The sequence below is a fragment of the Gluconobacter wancherniae NBRC 103581 genome, assembly GCF_007988885.1.
Lineage (GTDB): Bacteria > Pseudomonadota > Alphaproteobacteria > Acetobacterales > Acetobacteraceae > Gluconobacter > Gluconobacter wancherniae.
In genome coordinates this window covers 157,091-174,798 of the sequence record NZ_BJUZ01000003.1, presented here as the reverse complement: position 1 = coordinate 174,798, position 17,708 = coordinate 157,091, and the positions used below count along the sequence as shown (strand labels likewise).

Annotated in this window: 14 protein-coding genes and 1 riboswitch; of the genes, 6 read left to right on the top strand and 8 right to left on the bottom strand. The window is 57.9% G+C overall.

The features are described from left to right. The first annotated feature begins 209 nt into the window (after window positions 1-209). Window positions 210-1,577: a DUF2252 domain-containing protein gene (locus GWA01_RS11545; protein ID WP_371858446.1), complete on the top strand. Its 1,368-nt coding sequence runs from the start codon at window positions 210-212 to the stop codon at window positions 1,575-1,577. A 152-nt stretch (window positions 1,578-1,729) separates the two neighbouring features. On the opposite strand, the gene ribH is transcribed toward GWA01_RS11545, so the two are convergent. From ribH to GWA01_RS11520, 5 genes are all read right to left on the bottom strand, one after another. Then, complete coding sequence (gene ribH, locus GWA01_RS11540; protein ID WP_146798162.1) at window positions 1,730-2,209, bottom strand: 6,7-dimethyl-8-ribityllumazine synthase; 480 nt, start codon at window positions 2,207-2,209, stop codon at window positions 1,730-1,732. After that, window positions 2,206-3,453, bottom strand: coding sequence for a 3,4-dihydroxy-2-butanone-4-phosphate synthase (gene ribB / locus GWA01_RS11535; RefSeq protein ID WP_146798158.1), 1,248 nt, complete (start codon window positions 3,451-3,453; stop codon window positions 2,206-2,208). Before ribB ends, ribH begins: the two co-directional genes overlap by 4 nt. Then, on the bottom strand, window positions 3,450-4,088 hold the full coding sequence (locus GWA01_RS11530; RefSeq protein WP_146798156.1) for a riboflavin synthase: 639 nt from the start codon (window positions 4,086-4,088) through the stop codon (window positions 3,450-3,452). The genes ribB and GWA01_RS11530 overlap by 4 nt, the downstream gene beginning before the upstream one ends. Next, window positions 4,070-5,104, bottom strand: a complete 1,035-nt coding sequence (gene ribD, locus GWA01_RS11525; RefSeq protein ID WP_146798154.1) for a bifunctional diaminohydroxyphosphoribosylaminopyrimidine deaminase/5-amino-6-(5-phosphoribosylamino)uracil reductase RibD — start codon at window positions 5,102-5,104, stop codon at window positions 4,070-4,072. The genes GWA01_RS11530 and ribD overlap by 19 nt, the downstream gene beginning before the upstream one ends. Window positions 5,105-5,224: 120 nt before the next feature. Further along, a riboswitch (FMN riboswitch) is annotated at window positions 5,225-5,384 on the bottom strand. 146 nt (window positions 5,385-5,530) lie between these two features. Then, window positions 5,531-5,722 (bottom strand): entericidin A/B family lipoprotein, encoded by a 192-nt coding sequence (locus tag GWA01_RS11520; RefSeq protein WP_146798152.1) that lies wholly within the window; start codon window positions 5,720-5,722, stop codon window positions 5,531-5,533. A gap of 172 nt (window positions 5,723-5,894) precedes the next feature. Between GWA01_RS11520 and GWA01_RS11515 the strand changes: the two genes are divergently transcribed. Further along, window positions 5,895-7,340 (top strand): cryptochrome/photolyase family protein, encoded by a 1,446-nt coding sequence (locus GWA01_RS11515; RefSeq protein WP_146798150.1) that lies wholly within the window; start codon window positions 5,895-5,897, stop codon window positions 7,338-7,340. A 38-nt stretch (window positions 7,341-7,378) separates the two neighbouring features. Here the strand turns inward: GWA01_RS11515 and GWA01_RS11510 are convergent, their stop codons facing one another. Continuing rightward, window positions 7,379-7,831, bottom strand: a complete 453-nt coding sequence (locus GWA01_RS11510) for a hypothetical protein (protein ID WP_228118600.1) — start codon at window positions 7,829-7,831, stop codon at window positions 7,379-7,381. A gap of 117 nt (window positions 7,832-7,948) precedes the next feature. Further along, complete coding sequence (locus GWA01_RS11505; RefSeq protein ID WP_306416068.1) at window positions 7,949-8,551, bottom strand: Crp/Fnr family transcriptional regulator; 603 nt, start codon at window positions 8,549-8,551, stop codon at window positions 7,949-7,951. Between the two features lie 271 nt (window positions 8,552-8,822). Between GWA01_RS11505 and GWA01_RS11500 the strand changes: the two genes are divergently transcribed. The 4 genes from GWA01_RS11500 (at window position 8,823) to GWA01_RS11485 (ending at window position 15,657) form a co-directional block, all read left to right on the top strand. Then, entirely contained in the window at window positions 8,823-9,605 is a 783-nt protein-coding gene (locus GWA01_RS11500) for an OmpW/AlkL family protein (protein ID WP_146798146.1), read from the top strand. Window positions 9,606-9,886: 281 nt separating this feature from the next. Next, complete coding sequence (locus tag GWA01_RS11495; protein WP_146798144.1) at window positions 9,887-11,023, top strand: efflux RND transporter periplasmic adaptor subunit; 1,137 nt, start codon at window positions 9,887-9,889, stop codon at window positions 11,021-11,023. Between the two features lie 18 nt (window positions 11,024-11,041). Further along, window positions 11,042-14,152 (top strand): efflux RND transporter permease subunit, encoded by a 3,111-nt coding sequence (locus tag GWA01_RS11490; RefSeq protein WP_146798142.1) that lies wholly within the window; start codon window positions 11,042-11,044, stop codon window positions 14,150-14,152. Continuing rightward, complete coding sequence (locus GWA01_RS11485) at window positions 14,149-15,657, top strand: efflux transporter outer membrane subunit (protein ID WP_146798140.1); 1,509 nt, start codon at window positions 14,149-14,151, stop codon at window positions 15,655-15,657. Before GWA01_RS11490 ends, GWA01_RS11485 begins: the two co-directional genes overlap by 4 nt. Window positions 15,658-15,719: 62 nt before the next feature. On the opposite strand, the gene GWA01_RS11480 is transcribed toward GWA01_RS11485, so the two are convergent. Next, on the bottom strand, window positions 15,720-17,660 hold the full coding sequence (locus tag GWA01_RS11480; RefSeq protein WP_146798136.1) for a M61 family metallopeptidase: 1,941 nt from the start codon (window positions 17,658-17,660) through the stop codon (window positions 15,720-15,722). Window positions 17,661-17,708: the final 48 nt, after the last annotated feature.

Sequence of the window (17,708 nt, the reverse complement as noted above, 5' to 3'; positions counted from 1 at the left end):
GGGAAGGGGCGCTCTTCCATATACTCCTGTCGATACCCCCTCTGGTGACATCCATGGCAGGGCGGCATCTGGTACAGCAGACAGCAATTGACTCCCTGAAAATCGCCGACCAGACGCTCCAGTCAGCATTTTCCTGAAAGGCACACCTCCTGATGCCCACAGAACAGAATTCTCCTGCACTCACATCCGTTGCAGCTGGCGCGAACACCATGACCCGTCAGGAGCGACATGCTTTCGGTGCGTCTCTCAGAAAGAAAAATGCTCGTGGAGATCACGCCTCATGGAACGCTCCAAAAGACAGACCTGATCCCGTCAATCTCCTAATCAAGCAGGGTGAACGCCGCATTCAGGACCTGCTGCCAGTCCGCTATGCACGCATGAGCCCCTCTCCCTTCGCTTTCCTGCGTGGGGCTGCAATTGTCATGGCTGCAGATCTCGCTACGACAGAAAGTGCAGGCCCGCACGTACAAAGCTGCGGAGACTGCCATCTCGCAAATTTCGGAAGCTATACCTCGCCCGAAGGCACACCCGTTTTCGACATCAATGACTTCGACGAGACTCTCGCCGCACCTTTTGAATGGGATATCAAGCGGCTCGGCACATCACTGGTCCTAGCCGGGCGCGAAAACGGTGCCTCAGAAAAATCGGCCCGTGCACTGGCCGTGGCAATGGCGCAGTCCTATTCCGCAGAGATGGCAAGGCTGGAGCCCCTCACGCCCCTCGAAATCTGGACAAACCGGATCGATTTCTCTGCCGCAATCGATAACTTCTCAGACAAACACGTCCGCAAGCAGATCCGAAGCCGCCTGGATGCGCGACTGGAAAGCGCTCAGCAGCATTTCGGCCTTGTCTCCTACGACAACAAGGCACCCGCTTTCCGCGAGCGTCCACCGCTGGTCATGCGCCTGCCCGCACATGAAAACACAATCCGTGACGCGTTTGCCCGCTACGTTGCAACTCAGCCCCCCGAGCGTGCCATCCTGCTCTCCCGCTATCACCTGCAGGACATCATCTTCAAAGTCGTGGGCGTTGGAAGTGTCGGCACATTCTGCGCCATCGGCCTCTTCGCAACGCCAGACGGAGACACGCTGCTGCTACAGATCAAGGAAGCACAGGAATCCGTCCTTGCACCTTTCGCAGGAGGGAATATTTTCCATAACCAAGGTGAGCGTGTCGTCACGGGCCAGCGCATCATGCAGGCTGCCTCAGACTCTTTCCTCGGCTGGACACATACTGCCGGCACCGACGAAGCCGAAGATAGCGCACCCCCCCTCTCGGGCGCAGGAAAACAGTTCTACGTCCGCCGTCTCAAAGACACGCGGCTCGCCGCCATCGGCTCGGATGTCGCACAAGACGGCCTGCCGGATTACGCTGAACTCTGTGGCCGGACACTTGCCCGCGCCCATGCCAGATCCGGAGATGTAGCCGTCATCAGCGGATATATTGGCAAAAACGACACTTTCGCAGATGCCATCGCCAGCTTCTCGGTGCTGTATGCAGATCAGACAAAAGCAGACTGGAGCGTTTTCTTGGAAGCCATAAAAGCAGGAAAAATCTCAGCGTCTGCGCCGAGCTGAGCAATAAAAGGTCATTTCAGGACGATGCATTCACGTACATAGCCATCATGGAAGGCATCACCAGCCCCACCTGCGCCTGAACAGCAAAGGCGCTCTCGCCGGATAACCGTAGCATCCAGCCACAGTTCGAGAGAGCGCCCAAATCGTTTGCATCAGGCCTTTGCGGGAACATTCCGCAAAAACGCGACACTCTCCACGCATGCCGCAGCAGCCTCGCGGCCCTTGTTTTCAGCATCCGCACGGGAGCGGGCAATAGCCTGTCCTTCGGTGTACGTCGTCAAAATTCCGAACGCGATCGGTACTTCCGTTGTGAGCTGAGCCTGCATGATGCCCATTGTCGCGCCCAGCGAAATGAACTCGAAATGCGCCGTGTCTCCCTTAATGACGCACCCAAGGCAGATCACACCCTCATAATTTCCAGACTTCGCAAGGCGCTGCGCCAGAAGCGGAAGCTCAAAGGCACCCGGAGCATCATAGACATCCACATCATGGATATTGCGCTCTTCCAGCCATTCAAGCGCACCATTCTTCAGGCCACCCGTTATTTCCGTGTTGAAGCGACTGACAACAATCGCAAGCTTCGGTGCAGGAGAGAGGCGCAGATCAGGCGCGACGGGAATATGTTTGCTCATGCTGGCTGTTCCTGAAGAAAATGCCCCATCCGCGTCCGCTTGGTCGCAAGATAGGCCCGATTGAAAGGATTGGCGGCAATCTCAAGCCGTTCACGCGAACGGATGTCGAAGCCTTCCAGAACAAGGCTGCTTTCCTTGTCCGGGTTGTTGGTCAGCAATGTCAGGGATGTAACGCCCAGATGCCGCAGCAGGTCGGCGGCAGCCCCCCATTCGCGCGCATCCGCTGGCAGACCGAGCGCCTCGTTGGCCTCAACGGTGTCCAGTCCCTGATCCTGAAGTTCATAGGCCCGAATCTTGTTGGCAAGCCCGATCCCACGCCCCTCATGGCCGCGCAGATAAACCAGCACACCACATTCCGCTGCCGAAATCCGCTCCAGCGCCTCCCGGAGCTGTGCACCACAATCGCAGCGCAGGGACCCCAGAGCGTCACCCGTCACACATTCTGAATGCAGACGTACGAGCGGGACCCCCTTGGAAGGATCTCCCTTCACCAGCGCGACATGCTCCACACCATCCACGGCGCGAAATGCATGGATTTTCAGGTCATGGCCGCCAAACAGGCTTGGAAGGTCTGACACTGCAACCATCTCCCCCGCAGAGGGAACGGGCGTCACGATCTGCTCGGATACAGGTGTGCGCCCGTGCTCACGGCACCACTCCTGCAGATCGGCAATACTGACAATCGGCAAATCATGACGCGCGCCAAAGCGGCGAAGCTCAGGCAGGCGCATCATGCTCCCGTCATCCGCCATGATCTCACAGATCACCCCCGCAGGAACCAGACCAGCCAGCCGCGCAATATCAACAGACCCTTCCGTATGACCATTACGGACAACAACGCCCTCTGGATGGGCCCTGAGCGGAAAGATATGCCCTGGGGAGACCAGATCTTCCGCAACAGCATCCGGGCTCGCCGCCACCACGATCGTGCGTGCGCGATCTGCCGCAGAGATCCCGGTCGTCACACCCGTCGCCGCCTCGATCGAGATCGTGAAGGCGGTGCCACGCGGGTCGCGATTCCTCGCCACCATGGGCGCAAGCCCAAGGCGGTCTGCCTGCTCTGTCTCGAGCGGCAGGCAGACCAAACCCCTCGCTTCCCTGACCATGAAATTGATGGCCTCCGGCGTCGCAAACTGCGCGGCCATCACCAGATCACCTTCGTTCTCACGGTTTTCATCATCCACCATGATAACCATGCCGCCCGCACGAATGGCGTCGATGGCAGCTTTCAGCGAGGGCTTCATGATGCAGACCTTCCAAGCGATGGCGAGAAGCGCAGCAGCGTCTCGACGTATTTGGACAGCACATCTACCTCCACGTTGATCCGGTCTCCGGGCTTGAGCGTGGAAAGCGCAGTGTGAGACCAGGTATGGGGAATGATCGTCAACCCGACCTCAAACCCCGCTTCATTTCCATGCACGATGTCTTCATGCAGTTCATTGACGGTCAGGCTGATGCCATCAAACGTGATAGAACCCTTCTCCACCACGTACTGGCGCAGCCCCCCCGGTACGAACACACGCAAGGCATAGGAATCCCCTGCGTTCTCAACGCTGGAAAGAGCCGCAAGGCCATCGACATGTCCCTGCACGATATGGCCGGAAAGCCGGGTATTGGCCGCAACAGCCCGCTCGAGATTGACTACATCCCCCTCCTGCAGCTGGGAGAAGCCCGTCCGTGAGAGTGTCTCACCGCTGAGATGAAAGTCCGCCAGACCATCAGGATCAAACGATCCGACAGTCAGACACACGCCATTGACCGCGATGCTTTCTCCAAGCTCGAGATCCTTCAGACCCGTCGCGATCTTCAGGTCCATCGCCTTGTCCCGGAGGGAAACCCCGCGAACACGGCCCAGACGCTCTATAATGCCAGAGAACATGCGTTTTCCCTCAACAGTCTCAGCGGACTTTCCGCCTTCGATTTAAGCTCGATCCGGTCTGACAATCCGTCCTTGCGAATGGTCAGCCAGTCATCCCAAAGGTCTGCTTCCGAAACTGCTTTCAAAAGCGCTGGACCACCTTCGATCAGGGCCCAATTCACACCGCGATCTGCCAGCATGGCAGGAACAGCCAGCAACTCTGGACAGATCACAACTTCGAAGCCCGCGTGCTTCATGTCCCGCCGCCAGTCCTCTGGCAGGCGCCCGTGCCTGTCACACACCGCAAGTACCCGGGGCGTGGACCGCTCATGATCAGCAACCCTACGCACCGTAAAGCGCGGGCGGTCTGCCAGAACGGTCCCGATCCCCGTCACAATCGCATCCGTCGCGCGACGCAGACGATGGGCAAGATCCAAAGAGGCATCGGAAGTAAACGTGGTGCGGCCTGCAGGAGGGATCATGGAACCGCGTTCATCCAGAGCCTGTTTGACGCTCAGCCAAGGTCGATGCCGCACAACCCGGCTCGCAAATGGTGCAAGCAACGCCTCACAATCCATCGCCAGATCATACATATCCGCGCGCTCGGAAAGCAGCATCACCCGTTTTGATCCCGGGGCCTGCCGCAGTCGATCAGCGCCACCGGAAGCCTGTGGGTTAGGATCACGAGCCCCAATCCAAACTTCCTGAACCGGGCTGTTCCGGAGCGCTTCGCTGCACGGTGGCGTCCGGCCGGTATGGTTGCAGGGCTCAAGCGTAACGACCGCCACGCGTGCCTGCCCCAGAACACCCGCCTCCCGCGCCTGCGCCAGTGCCTGAGCCTCCGCATGCGGCTGCCCGGCGCCTGGATGGACACCGACAGTCAGGATTTTTCCTTCGGCATCCAACAACGCACAACCCACAGAAGGATTGGGAGCCGTCGCGCCAAGCGTTTCCACAGCCCGCGCAATAGCTGCACGAAATCCCGCACGAATATGCGCCAGAGCCAACGTATCGGAAAATGATGTCTGTCCAGACAAGGCTGCTTCAAAGGTCCCATCATTCGGGACGCTCACAGGGCGCGCACGTCAGCAGCACCTACGTCAGGAACGGAGACTGAATGCGCAGGGCGCACGTCTCCGAACCCTTGGCGGGTCTGGCTGCGTTCTCTCTCATCCGGACTATGACCGTCGGCTCTGGAGTCTCACCAGATCTGCTAGACCCTCCCTTCCTGAAGGAAAGAAGGCGCTCGCGGGCTCAGGCAGAACGAATCCTGCCAATACCGCCGGTGGGGAGTTTCACCCCGCCCCGAGAACGTCTGTTCATCTTCCCGACATATGGGGACAGCAAACCCGAAATGGCAAGGGCTCTCCTCATCACAGCTTTCAGAGGCCGCCCGAAGACACAAAAAAACCGCCGGCCCGAAGGCCGGCGGTCCATCTCTCCCAGAGCGGGAGAAAGTCTTCTTAGTTCGGAGAGGCCGTGGTGTGACGCTCAATGCCTGCCTGCGCGCTGTTCGCGCCGCGCGAAACGTCATGACCGACCGAGCTCACGTCCTGACCGGCGCCACGCATGGTGTTGCAGGCCGAAAGGGACACTGCTGCACCGGACAGAAGTGTCAGAGAAAGAGCGACGCGAGCAATGGACTTGATGGACATTATGAAAACTCCTTGATGAAGCGTGTTCCCTCGAACAACACGCTAAGACGGTAAAAGTTCAAACCTGTCGCAGACGAAACATCTTCCCATTTGTAACGATTGTCATGAGACCGGCCGAACGATCCGCCGTTCCGAACGCTTTCCTCTACAGTTTGCCATTCGCGAGGACTTCATGCCGCCTTCATCCAGAACATCCCGACCCGCCATTGTCTGGTTTCGTGATGATCTACGCCTTTCAGACCACCCAGCACTTCACGACGCAGCACAGACCGGACGCCCACTGCTCTGTGTCTATGTTCTGGACGACAAAACCCCGCCACTAAGACCCCTGGGCGGTGCATCGCGCTGGTGGCTGCACGGCGCGCTCGCACATCTCAAAAAAAATCTGGCTGGGCATGGAGGGTCCCTGCTCGTACTGCGAGGCCCCTCAAAAGACACGATTATGGCACTGGCCAGCGTCACCCATGCTGCCAGCATCCACTGGCACACCCGCCTTCATGAAAACGAACGAGCGCAGGACGCACAGATCGCCAAAGCTCTAAGCACGGAAAGCATAGATGTTCGGGAGTTCTGCGGCACAACCCTGCTGCCACCGGAAACAGTCCGAACCAAGGAAGGAGGGTTTTATCGGGTCTTCGGTTCGTTCTGGAAGGCATTCCGACAACATGACGTCCCCGAACCTCTTGATGTCCCGCAGGGCATAACTTTTCACCCCAATGCCGAAACCCTGCTGCCTAAATCCCACCTTAACGAAGCAGGTCTGCTCCCCACCAAGCCGGACTGGGCCGCAGGCTTGCGAAAGACCTGGGAACCCGGCGAGGCAGAAGCGCAGGAACATCTGCAGGACTTCGTAGCGCATGCCATGTCGCACTACGCTACAGGCAGAAACCTCGTCGCGAGAGAGGGAACATCGCGGCTTTCTCCCTATCTGGCTTTCGGTGAAATTTCTCCCCGCCAGATCTGGGCAACCATCATCTCAAAAGGAAGCCATGGCGAAGGCAGCGAGACTTTCCTTGCGGAAATCGGATGGCGCGAGTTTGCAAAATACTCGCTCTTTCACATGCCCCAGATGCCGACACGCAACCTCAGCGCCAAATTCGATGCTCTGAAATGGCGTAACAGCGACACTGACCTGAAAGCATGGCAGCAGGGCCAAACAGGCGTTCCGATCGTGGACGCAGCAATGCGTCAGCTCTGGCAAACAGGCTGGATGCACAACAGAGCCCGCATGATCGTAGGTTCTTTCCTGACCAAACATCTGCTGATTGACTGGCGCAGGGGAGAAGAGTGGTTCCGCGATACCCTCGTGGACGCAGACTGGGCCAGCAACACAACGAACTGGCAATGGGTCGCAGGGACCGGCATTGAGGCCGCACCGTTCTTCCGGGTCTTTAACCCGACACTTCAGGCTCAGAAATTTGATCAGGACGGAGACTATATCCGCCAGTGGGTGCCTGAACTGAAGAAGCTGGATGGCAAGGCCCTGTTCGAGCCATGGAACGCCCCAGAAGACATCCTTGATCGCGCGGGCGTCACGCTGGGGAAAACATACCCACGCCCATTGGTTGACCTCAAGGAAGGACGTGAAAGGGCTTTGGCCGCCTTCCGTGCATTGTAATAAACAAGACCCGGGACACGCATCCCGGGTCTGTATTTTCAGAGACCGCCGTTCAGGAAATTCCCGACATCAGAGCGCGCCTTCTTACCAAGAGCATTAACGCGCTCCTGCTGCTGAGCCGGCTGATTCTGAAGGTTTTGCAAACGCTTGACCTGCGTGTCACGTGCAGAGGTCAGCTTGGACTGCTCGTTCTGAATACGACTGGCCAGCTTTGCACGCTCGTTCGCCGGAGCGTTGGTGTACTTGTTCTTGAGATCCGCAATCTTTTTCTCGCGGGCCTGCTGATCAAGCTGTGCATTCTGTTTGTATTTTTGAACACGGCTGTTGAGGCAGTCTTCGCGCTGCGCCAGACGGCTCACAGCGTCAGAACCCGTGCTTTTCTGGCACGTCGTGCCCGTTGTGTCAGCCGCATGAACGTTTGGTGCAACAACCAACGCAGAAACCATAAGGCCCGCTGAAAGAACTGAACGGAATGTGGAACGATTGATCATGACTTCTCCTGTAACGGCTTTATCCATAACCCACCAGAAAGGTGTGGCAGGAACATGGCACGCCAGAACAGTTACGCTCCGATAGTCTTAAGGACTACCCGCACCATTACGGATATTTCACTCCATACCATCCGCAATCGCAGAAATACGCTCAGGATCAAGCAAAGTAATATGTGTAATGCCGCGAACACTGATCAGCTTCTCGCGCCGAAACAGACTGAACGTGCGGCTTACTGTCTCGATCGTGAGCCCCAGATAGTCTGCAATATCGGTGCGTGGCATTGGCAGATCAATTTCAATGGGCTGCTTCAGAACAGGCGCAGCCCGGTGCGGGCCCTGACAGCGTTCAATCAGAAACGTTGCCAGCCGTTCGCGCGCCGTCTTGCGCCCCAGAAGCGTCATTCGCGCCTGCATCAGCGCAAGCTCGCGCGACGCCTCCTCCCTCAATCTGTGTTCCAGATTTGGGAAGCGCGCCGTGAGTCGCTGCATACTTGCGTGAGGGAAACGACACAGCGAAACACCTCCGAGCGCCTCTGCGCTGAACGCATAGCTGTCAGACGCTGCAAGCCCGAGGAAGTCTCCTCCCTCCGCGAAGCCGGTCACTTGCCGCCTTCCGTCAGGGAGAAGTGTAAATAATTTGGCCCGACCGCCTGTAACCACAAAGAAATCATGTGCCGGAGAACCCTCATCAATAAATGAGCGCCCCCCTGAAACCGTCATTTTGGAAGATTCACTCGCCAGAACCGCAAGATCACAATCCTCTATGGCGTTGCAGATACTATCAACCCGGCCAATACAATGGACACATCGATCATGCATATCGTCGGAAGATCTGAATGATGACATGACAATCCTGCTTTTCTGGGCGAGGTTCGGGTCTCGGATTACCCACGGGCTCTATAGCACATAATTCGCCACACTTGATCCAGGTCAAGGTGTCTGATGTCGCACGGTGCTTTTCAGAACTCAACGATTGTTGATGGAACCCGTCATGAAGACCACAGCCCTTATGCTAGCTGCGGTGCTCGGCCTGGCCGCCGCCCCTGCTTTTGCCCAGACTTCTCCCGCTCAGGTCACGGTATCGGCTCCGCTCGTCGCGGCGCCGGTTCCTACAGAAAACGTTCATGCCCCCGTGTCCTCGGGGCATTGCGGCCTTTTCCAGACCTGTGCCAACACCAAGATCGGACTCGGCAAGGGCGATTTCATCGTCCGTCTGTCGGCCCTCGGCGTCATGCCCGAAGATCGTGACAGCAAACTGTGGCTGAACGGCAATGCGTTTGGCGGCCGCATCAAAACCACACGCTCTGTCATGCCAGAGCTGACCTTCGAATATTTCTTCACGGACCACATCTCCGCAGATCTGATCGCTGCCAGTACGCGCCATGAAGTCGCGGCTGAAGATACCGCTCTCGGCAAGATCGATGTCGGTAGTGCATGGGCTCTTCCGCCCACCGTGACATTCGCGTGGCATTTCCGCCCCCACAAGACATTCAACCCCTATGTCGGGGTCGGTGCGACACTCGCCTTCTTCCACAATATATCCCCTGCCGGTGGTCTGGTGCAGAAGCTGAACGTGGGCGTAACGGGTGGCCCATCGGTCAATGCGGGCTTCGATTACCAACTGGTGGGCAACTGGTTCTTCAACTTCGACGTGAAGCAGATGTTCATGCGCATGCATGCCTGGGCCAACGAGCGCGGTTCAGGCGCCTTCATCCGCGCACATGATTCCCTAGACCCAACTGTCGTGGGCGCAGGTATCGAGTATCGTTTCTAGAAAAAAAACGCTCTTACCTGAGCCGGAAAAGGCAGGCGCCAGCGATGGTGTACTGCCTTTTTTTTGTCATTTTCCTGACGTGCAGATGAAAGTTCCGCGATTTGTTACATAAAATTTTAGAAACATATTCGTTTTTGGCTTGAACCGCTTGGCGGAACGCTCGTGATGCGGCAGGTAGCATCTGTCAGGGAATTGTCCGGCTCCGTGACGATCCGATCTTTTTCCGCCCGGTCTCCCTGATCGGCGCCGCCTTTAATATCATAACGGGGTTCTCAAGCAGCATGCGCGTTACACGCGTCGGCGTACTGGCTATTGGCCTTCTGTGCGTCGCGATCATTCTTGTCATCGCTTTCCGGTTCCATGGACCTGCAGTCAAAACCGCATCTATGGAGCCGCCGATGTATGCCGTGGAAAACGGGAGCATTGTCGTCCGTGACGGCAGCCCCCTGTATAAACGGCTGATCATCACCCCCGTTATCTCCAAGACGATCACTCACGGCATCGAGCTGCCCGCACAGATCATGGCGGAGCCAGACCGGCAGGTAAATGTCCTGGCGCCAGTCACAGGCCGCATCATCAGCGTTGCCGTGCATCTGGGTCAGCATGTCACCAAGGGTCAGATCCTGGCAATCATCGCTGCGAGTGACCTTGATCAGGCCGTTGCAGATGATAGCCGCGCCCGCGCTGCCCTCGACTTCGCTCACCGCGCCTTTGCGCGCGCGCAAGGCGTCCTGGCCGCTGGCGGCAACGCAGTAAAGGACATGGAGTCCGCCCGTAACGATCTCGCACAGGCACAGGCAGAAGCAGAGCGCACCCAACGCCGCCTGCAGGTGCTCGGAGCGCGTCCGGGTTATTCCGCACAGGGCCAGGTTCCACTTGTCTCGCCAATCGACGGTGTAGTGTCCTCAACAACCATGTCACCGGGTCAGAATATTACGGATTCCACCGCCGTACAGATGACCCTTCTGGACCTCTCCGAAGTATGGGTTGCCGCGGCCGTACCGGAAAACCGCGTTTCACAGATCCACGAAGGCGTCACGCTGACTGCCACCTTTACCGACCTTCCCGGACACACCTGCGAAGGTCCCCTCGCGACATATGACCCGACACTGCATCAGGACACACGCCGCCTGAATGCGTATCTGGTCTGCCCGAACACCGATGGCACCCTGCATCCCGGCATGTTCGCAAACGCCATCATGAAGGTACCGCAGAACAGCGAGATCATGGTGCCTAAAAGCGCACTCCTGATGGACAATGATCGCGTCTCCGTCTTTGTGGAAGCCGGTCCCCGGACCTTCCGCCGCCACTACGTTGAAATCAGCTACGATGAGGGCGACACTGTGCGCATTCTCTCCGGAGTTTCCGCAAATGACCGGGTCGTGACGAGCGGCGCCATCCTTCTGAACGACGACTGAGCGGACGACTGAACCTTGATGATCGAACGCCTCATCGCCTGGTGCTTCTCGCACCGTAAAGTCGTGTTTATTGCTGCTGTTCTGCTGGCGCTTATGGGCGGCGCCGCGTGGCGCGTGCTTCCCGTGGAAGCCTATCCGGATCTTGGTGCCGTCAGCGTTCTGGTCACGACGCAGATGCCCGGCCTTGCCGCCGAGGAAATGGAACAGCAGGTCACCACACCTGTCGAACGCCAGCTTGCGAGTGTTCCGGGTGTCGTTGACAGTCGCTCCACCAGCACTTTCGGACTGTCTCTTGTCACGCTGATCTTCCGGGACGGTACCAACGTCTATCTCGCCCGGCAGCAGGTCCTTTCACAGCTTTCCAGCCTGTCCCTGACCAATGGCGCACAACCTGCGCTTGGCCCCATTTCCGGCCCGGCTGGTGAGATCTATCGCTATACACTGGAGTCCGACGACCGGAACCTGATGGAACTGTCAGACGTCCAGAAATGGATTGTGACACCCGCCATCCAGCATATCCCCGGCGTTGTGAACGTCGATAATTTCGGCGGCTTCACGCGCGAATATCAGCTTGAACTGGAACCGACAGCCCTGCTGCGGTACGGCATCGGCCTCGAAGATGTGCTGTCTGCCATCCGCAACAGCAACGTGAATTCAGGTGGTGGCCGCGTGAGCCGCGGCGAGCAGTCCTATGTCATCCGCGGCATTGGCATGATCCACAGCCTGGAGGACATGGGGAATATCGTCGTTTCCCATCACGGCGGCGTCCCCGTCTTCGTGAAGGATCTGGGACGCGTCCAGTTCGGGCATCAGGTCCGCGAGGGTATCCTCGGCAAGGACCATAACCCGGATACCGTCGAAGGCGTCGTCACGATGCTTAGCGGCGAGAACCCTTCCGTAGTCCTGCAAGGGCTGCACGAAACAATCGCCAGCCTACAGAAGCAGCTCGCTGCCCAGCATGTCCGCATCGTTCCATACATGGACCGCGACAACCTCGTGCAGGCAACAACCCACAAGGTCGGTGAGACGATGTTCGAGGGTATCTTCCTCGTCGTCATCATCCTCACGCTGTTTCTTGGAAGCCCGCGAAGCGCCATCGTAACGGCCGTCACAATCCCGCTCGCACTGTCTGCAGTGTTCGTGCTGATGCATGTTTTCAATATGTCGGCGAACCTGTTTTCGCTGGGCGCGATCGATTTCGGCGTGATCGTAGATGGAGCGATCGTCATTACCGAGACGATCCTGCGTATCCGCGAAGACCATCCGCATGACCCACTCTCTCCCGCGAACGTCCTGACGGTTGCCAAGCGTGCAGGCCGGGCGATTTTCTCGTCCACTCTCATCATCATCGTGGCCTATAGCCCGCTCTTTGCCTTCGAAGGCAGCGAAGGCAAGCTATTCCGCCCGATGGCCTATACCGTGAGCTTTGCGCTACTGGGCGCACTGGTCTGTGCTCTTACGCTGATCCCGTCTCTGACATTTCTGGCCCTGCGCAAGCCACGTCACATCTGGCACAACAAACCGCTTGAATGGCTGCACGGGCATTATACCAGAGCGCTTGGACACTTCATCGACCGGCCGCTGATCGCCTATTTTGGCGGAGCAGCGGCACTGGTTGCCGTGATTTTTCTTGGTGCAAGCATCGGGCGCGAATTTCTTCCGGATCTCGATGAAGGTGCCCTGTGGCTTCAGGTCCAGATGCCGACGGGCATTTCCCTCGATAAGGGAGAAAGAATTGCCGATGAACTTCGGAGCGCCGTACGCGAGTTCCCCGAAACATCCTATGCAATCACACAGCTTGGCCGCTCGGATGACGGAACCGACCCGTGGACACCATCTCATATCGAGATGCCCGTTGGCCTGAAGCCCTATGACCAGTGGCCCGGCGGCGAGAACAAGGCACAATTCGTGCAGCGTCTGCGCGCCCGTCTGTCCCGGATCCCAGGCATTGATTTCAGCATCAGCCAGCCGATCCAGGACAACATGAGCGATCTTGTTGGCGGCGCGCACAGCCCGCTGGTCCTGCGCGTTTACGGCAACGACTTCTCCGAACTGCGGCGCATTGGACAGCAGATCGTAGATATCCTGCACCGCGTGCCCGGAACGGCAAGCGCGTCCATCTTCCAGGAACCACGCATTCCGCAGATCGATATCACGGCTGATCGGCTGGCAGCTGCCCGCTATGGCATCAGCGTGTCTGACATCTCAGATCTCGTGACGAATGCGATCGGCGATGCACCCATCACCACCGTCTATGAAGATGACCGCTTCTATAATGCGACCCTGCACATCCGGAAGCAGGACATTCAGGACATGCAGACCCTGGCACAGATCCCGCTTTTGAACGCAGACGGCCTTCAGGTTCCGCTGTCACAGGTCGCGCATGTCGGGCTGCATATGGGTGAGAGCAACATCTCCCACGAACTGAGCAAACGCCAGATCACCATTCGCGTCGATAATGGCGACCGTCCGCTGTCACAATATCTGGCCGATGCGCAGGCGCGGATCGAAAGCTCCGTGCACTACGATCATCAGAAATATCGCCTCGAATGGGCAGGAACGTTCCAGCAGGAAGAGCGGGCCCAGAAGCGCCTGATCTTTGCACTTGGCGTGATGTTTGCTGTCATGCTGCTGCTTTTGTTCGCCGAATTCCGCACCATCCGTCAGGCTTTCCTGATCCTGAGCGTCGTACCTCTGGCCACGCTCGGTGGCCTCGTCGCGCTGCACCTGCGGGGTGAGACCCTTAACATCGCGACCTCCGTGGGCTTCATCGCGCTCTTCGGGGTGGCCGTGCAGAACGGCATCATCATGATCGCAAGCATCAACCGTCACCGCGCTGAAGGCCTACCAGTCCGTGATGCCACGATCATGGGTGCGGCCGAGCGGTTCCGTCCTGTCCTCATGACGGCTACCGTCGCAAGCGCAGGTATGCTCCCGGCCGCAATGGCAACGGGTATCGGTACTGACGTCCAGCGTGGCCTTGCAACCGTTGTGGTTGGCGGTCTGGGTATTGCCACCCTGCTAACGCTCTTTGCCCTTCCTGTTTATTTCTGCGAACTCGAAATGTGGGTTGAGAAGCGCGAAAAGCGCCGCCCAAAACGTATCAAGGAAGATGAGGCCCTGTCATGAAGCGGCTTCTGCGTCATTCCACTGTTCTTTTGAGTTCCGTAGTGCTCGGCGCGTGCGCTGTAGGGCCGAATTTTCATCGGCCGGACATGCCCGCCAATGCAGATTACCAGCGCGCGGCCCTGAGCCCGACAAAGGGCTCGTCGGGCAACGCCGGCGTTTCACAGCGCTTTGAAACTGGCGTTGATATTCCGGGGAAATGGTGGACCGTTTTCCAGAACGCAGAGCTCAATGCGCTCGTCGAACAGTCGCTCGCGAACAACCCATCGCTCAAGGCGATGCAGGACGGCCTGAAGACCGCGTGGGAGCAACGCCGCATCGAAGGCGCTGCGCTCTACCCAACCCTGTCAGCGTCCTTCAACCCTACGCGTAACAAAACATCGCAGGTTTACTCGCCTGTCCCGAACAACAACACCTATCTGTACAACGTACACACTGCCCAGCTGAGCATAGGGTATGTTCCCGATCTCTGGGGTGGTGCACGCCGCGCCATCGAGATGGCAGGAGCACAGGCCGACATCCAGCGCTTCCAGCTTGAAGCCACAGCACTGACCATGGTCTCCAATCTGGTCAACGCAGCCATTCAGGATGCGGGAATACGGGCCCAGATCGAAGCGACACAAAGCCTGATCTCTGACCAGAGGACTGTTCTGAATACGCTTCTGAACGAACAGAAGCTGGGCAACATCTCCCTTCATGATGTTACCGCACAGCAGGCTTCGATCGCGCAGCTTGAAATGACGCTCCCTCCCCTGAACCTGGCTCTGGCACAGAACCGAGATCAAATGGCGACGCTGATCGGTGTCACACCAAACACACCGATGCCTGAGTTTCATCTGGAGCAGTTCACACTGCCACGCAGCCTCCCGGTCTCTCTGCCCTCCGCCTTGCTGGACCAGCGCCCGGACGTCAGAGCGGCGCAGGCACAGATTCAGGCGGCAAGCGCACAGATCGGCATCGCAATCGCCAATCGCCTCCCCAATGTTCAGCTCAGCGCCACACCGGCACAAGCCGTGGGAACAATGAGTGACTTCTTCAAACCCGGCTATGGAAACTGGACAATCGCCGCAACACTGATGCAGCCCATTTTCCAGGGTGGTTCGCTACTTCATGCCGAGCGCGGCGCACGCGACAATCTCCTGCAGGCCAATGACCAGTACAAAGCGACCGTGCTCAGCGCGATTCAGGACGTTGCTGACAGCCTGCATGCCGTCAGCTTTGATGCCGACACACTGGCCGCTAACGAAACTAACCTGCAGGCCAGTGAAAAGACCCTGAATATCTCCCATGCCCAGCTTCGGCTTGGTGACATCAGTACACTGTCCCTTCTGCAGGCACAGCAATCCGTCTCGCAGGCCAGACTATCATACGTTCAGGCACAGGCAGCGCGGTTCTCTGATAGTGTTGGTCTGTTTCAGGCGCTTGGCGGCGGCTGGTGGAACCGCAATGATATCGGCATGACACCGGCCGCCCAGAAGGCGCTCGGCAAGTCCCTCGTCCCCTGGTAACACCCTCAGGGTAACGGCAATAATCTCAGGGCTGCCAGACGAGCAGCCCTGAGAATTCCCCCTTACTTACGGGGGGTGTAGATCTCACTCAGACGATCAGGCGTGCCTGCAATACGCTCAAGATGCGGATAGCGCAGCCCATCGTGATACGGGATCGTAATGGTCTGTACGTGCTCGCCGGATTTTACGATCAGACGGATCGTCTGCTTCGGGTCCTTCTGGGCGTCCGTTACAGCGTGGATCAGACGCTCTGGCGAAAATGCCATGTCGTTGACAGCAAGGATTGTCTCGCCAGATGTGATACCGGCCTTGAACGCCGGGCCCATCCAGTGAACACGCCCCATCGTCCCGTGGGCGTTGACGGCAACACCGAGAGAGAATGTCAGGTCCGTTGTGTGACGTGCGGCCTGCATAGCCTTGATGAAGGATGTCGGCTGCGCTGTGTAGACGAGCTTGTATCCACCATTCAGCAGGCCATCGAGCGGTGCATGCGGCTGCACAGCATCCAGACGATCATGCAGGAACTTGGCCCAGTCATATGGCTGAACCGTGTTCAGCGCCGTCACCACATCCTCAAAGCGATAGGTGCTGGTGATGAAGCTACCGTCATTGGTGCCAAAGAACAGCTTGGCGAAGTCATCCAGGGAATGCTGCCCATTGGAAAGCTTGCGGATCAAAGTGTCCGCATCCAGCCACATGAGCTGGCCTTCAACGTAATAATCTTCAGAACGCTGCCAGTCGCGCCATGAGAGCGGTGCACGCTGCGCAATGACGGGATCGTTAGTCGTGTCTTCCAGCGGGCGCCACAGACGACCTGACTGGTTATCGTAGGTTGCAGCCATCAGAGCCAGAGCTTCGAAGCCCTGCTCCTTCGTCACAAGACCTGAACGCGCGGCAAGGACATTGCCCCAGTACTGCGTCTGACCTTCATAGACCCACAACAGAGAACCGCGCTGCGGAGTATTGAAGTTCGGTGCCCACATATCTGCCGGACGGCGATATTTTCCATTCCAGGAATGGGTGTATTCGTGAGCGAGCAGGTCGCGCTCGGGGAAAGTCTTGTCCCATTCAGTGAAATAGCCCGGCGCTGCACTATTTTCGCTCGAGCGATGATGTTCCAGCCCGATACCACCCAGCTCTTCCGTCAGCGCCAGAAGAAAGTCGTAATGATCGTAATGCTGCGAACCGAACACTGCGACAGCCTGATGGACCAGGTTGCGATGTGCCTCGATCTGAGCCGGGGTTGCGTTCAGCGAGTCTGGGTCGTCAGCAACGACGTCCAGTGAAACAGGCGTCTGCCCAGGCGCGTTCAATTGCCATTTGCGGAAATACCGCCCAGCGTAAATTGGGGAATCCACAAGCGTATTGAACGGCACATCATTGAAATGTGTCTCGTCGCCATAGGTTCCCGCGCGCAGGGCAGAACCAATCTGCCAGCCATGAGGAACATGGACACTTGGCTTCACGTTGATGTCGCGCGTGAAATAGCCCGCCGGGTACAGTGCTACCTGATCCCACTCGACATTAACGATGGATGGCGTCATGACAACGCGGCCCTGTGCCGGTGTGACCGGAGACAGAAGCTGGAAATGCAGATCAAGCGTTGGTGTGGCACTGGAAACCGGAATGTGGAACGCAGCTACGTTCACTGAGTCCCGTTTCCAGGCGATCTTCTTGCCACCGGACTGAACACTGAGGCCACCAAACTGCTCAATGACGCCAGTCGGGGAATGATCACCGGGTATCCACATCGGATACAGGAGTGTCATTTCTCCCTTTTCCATCGCGTCCTTGGGCACGGGAACAATCTCGTGCACCGACATGATATGATGGGCTGTATCCGTTGCGTCCACGGAAACGTTCAGTGACCCCGGAAACGGGTGGTCCTGAGGCTCCGGAACGGAAGGAGGGATAGGCATTGGCTCGGGTTGCGGCTGGGCAAAAGCCGGGGAGACGAGGCCGGTAAACGCGGTCAGTGCAACCAGCAGGCGCAGACGTGTCATGGACATGTTCCGGTTAAAAATCGAAAATCCTTTCTGGCCTAATCGCCC

Coding starts and splice junctions, on each gene's coding strand:
- GWA01_RS11545 (WP_371858446.1), top strand. CDS start 210: ATGACCCGTCAGGAGCGACATGCTTTCGGTGCGTCTCTCAGAAAGAAA.
- GWA01_RS11485 (WP_146798140.1), top strand. CDS start 14,149: ATGAAGCGGCTTCTGCGTCATTCCACTGTTCTTTTGAGTTCCGTAGTG.
- ribB (WP_146798158.1), bottom strand. CDS start 3,453: ATGAAGCCCTCGCTGAAAGCTGCCATCGACGCCATTCGTGCGGGCGGC.
- GWA01_RS11500 (WP_146798146.1), top strand. CDS start 8,823: ATGAAGACCACAGCCCTTATGCTAGCTGCGGTGCTCGGCCTGGCCGCC.
- GWA01_RS11515 (WP_146798150.1), top strand. CDS start 5,895: ATGCCGCCTTCATCCAGAACATCCCGACCCGCCATTGTCTGGTTTCGT.
- GWA01_RS11480 (WP_146798136.1), bottom strand. CDS start 17,660: ATGACACGTCTGCGCCTGCTGGTTGCACTGACCGCGTTTACCGGCCTC.
- GWA01_RS11510 (WP_228118600.1), bottom strand. CDS start 7,831: ATGATCAATCGTTCCACATTCCGTTCAGTTCTTTCAGCGGGCCTTATG.
- GWA01_RS11530 (WP_146798156.1), bottom strand. CDS start 4,088: ATGTTCTCTGGCATTATAGAGCGTCTGGGCCGTGTTCGCGGGGTTTCC.
- GWA01_RS11495 (WP_146798144.1), top strand. CDS start 9,887: ATGCGCGTTACACGCGTCGGCGTACTGGCTATTGGCCTTCTGTGCGTC.
- GWA01_RS11505 (WP_306416068.1), bottom strand. CDS start 8,551: ATGACGGTTTCAGGGGGGCGCTCATTTATTGATGAGGGTTCTCCGGCA.
- GWA01_RS11520 (WP_146798152.1), bottom strand. CDS start 5,722: ATGTCCATCAAGTCCATTGCTCGCGTCGCTCTTTCTCTGACACTTCTG.
- ribH (WP_146798162.1), bottom strand. CDS start 2,209: ATGAGCAAACATATTCCCGTCGCGCCTGATCTGCGCCTCTCTCCTGCA.
- GWA01_RS11490 (WP_146798142.1), top strand. CDS start 11,042: ATGATCGAACGCCTCATCGCCTGGTGCTTCTCGCACCGTAAAGTCGTG.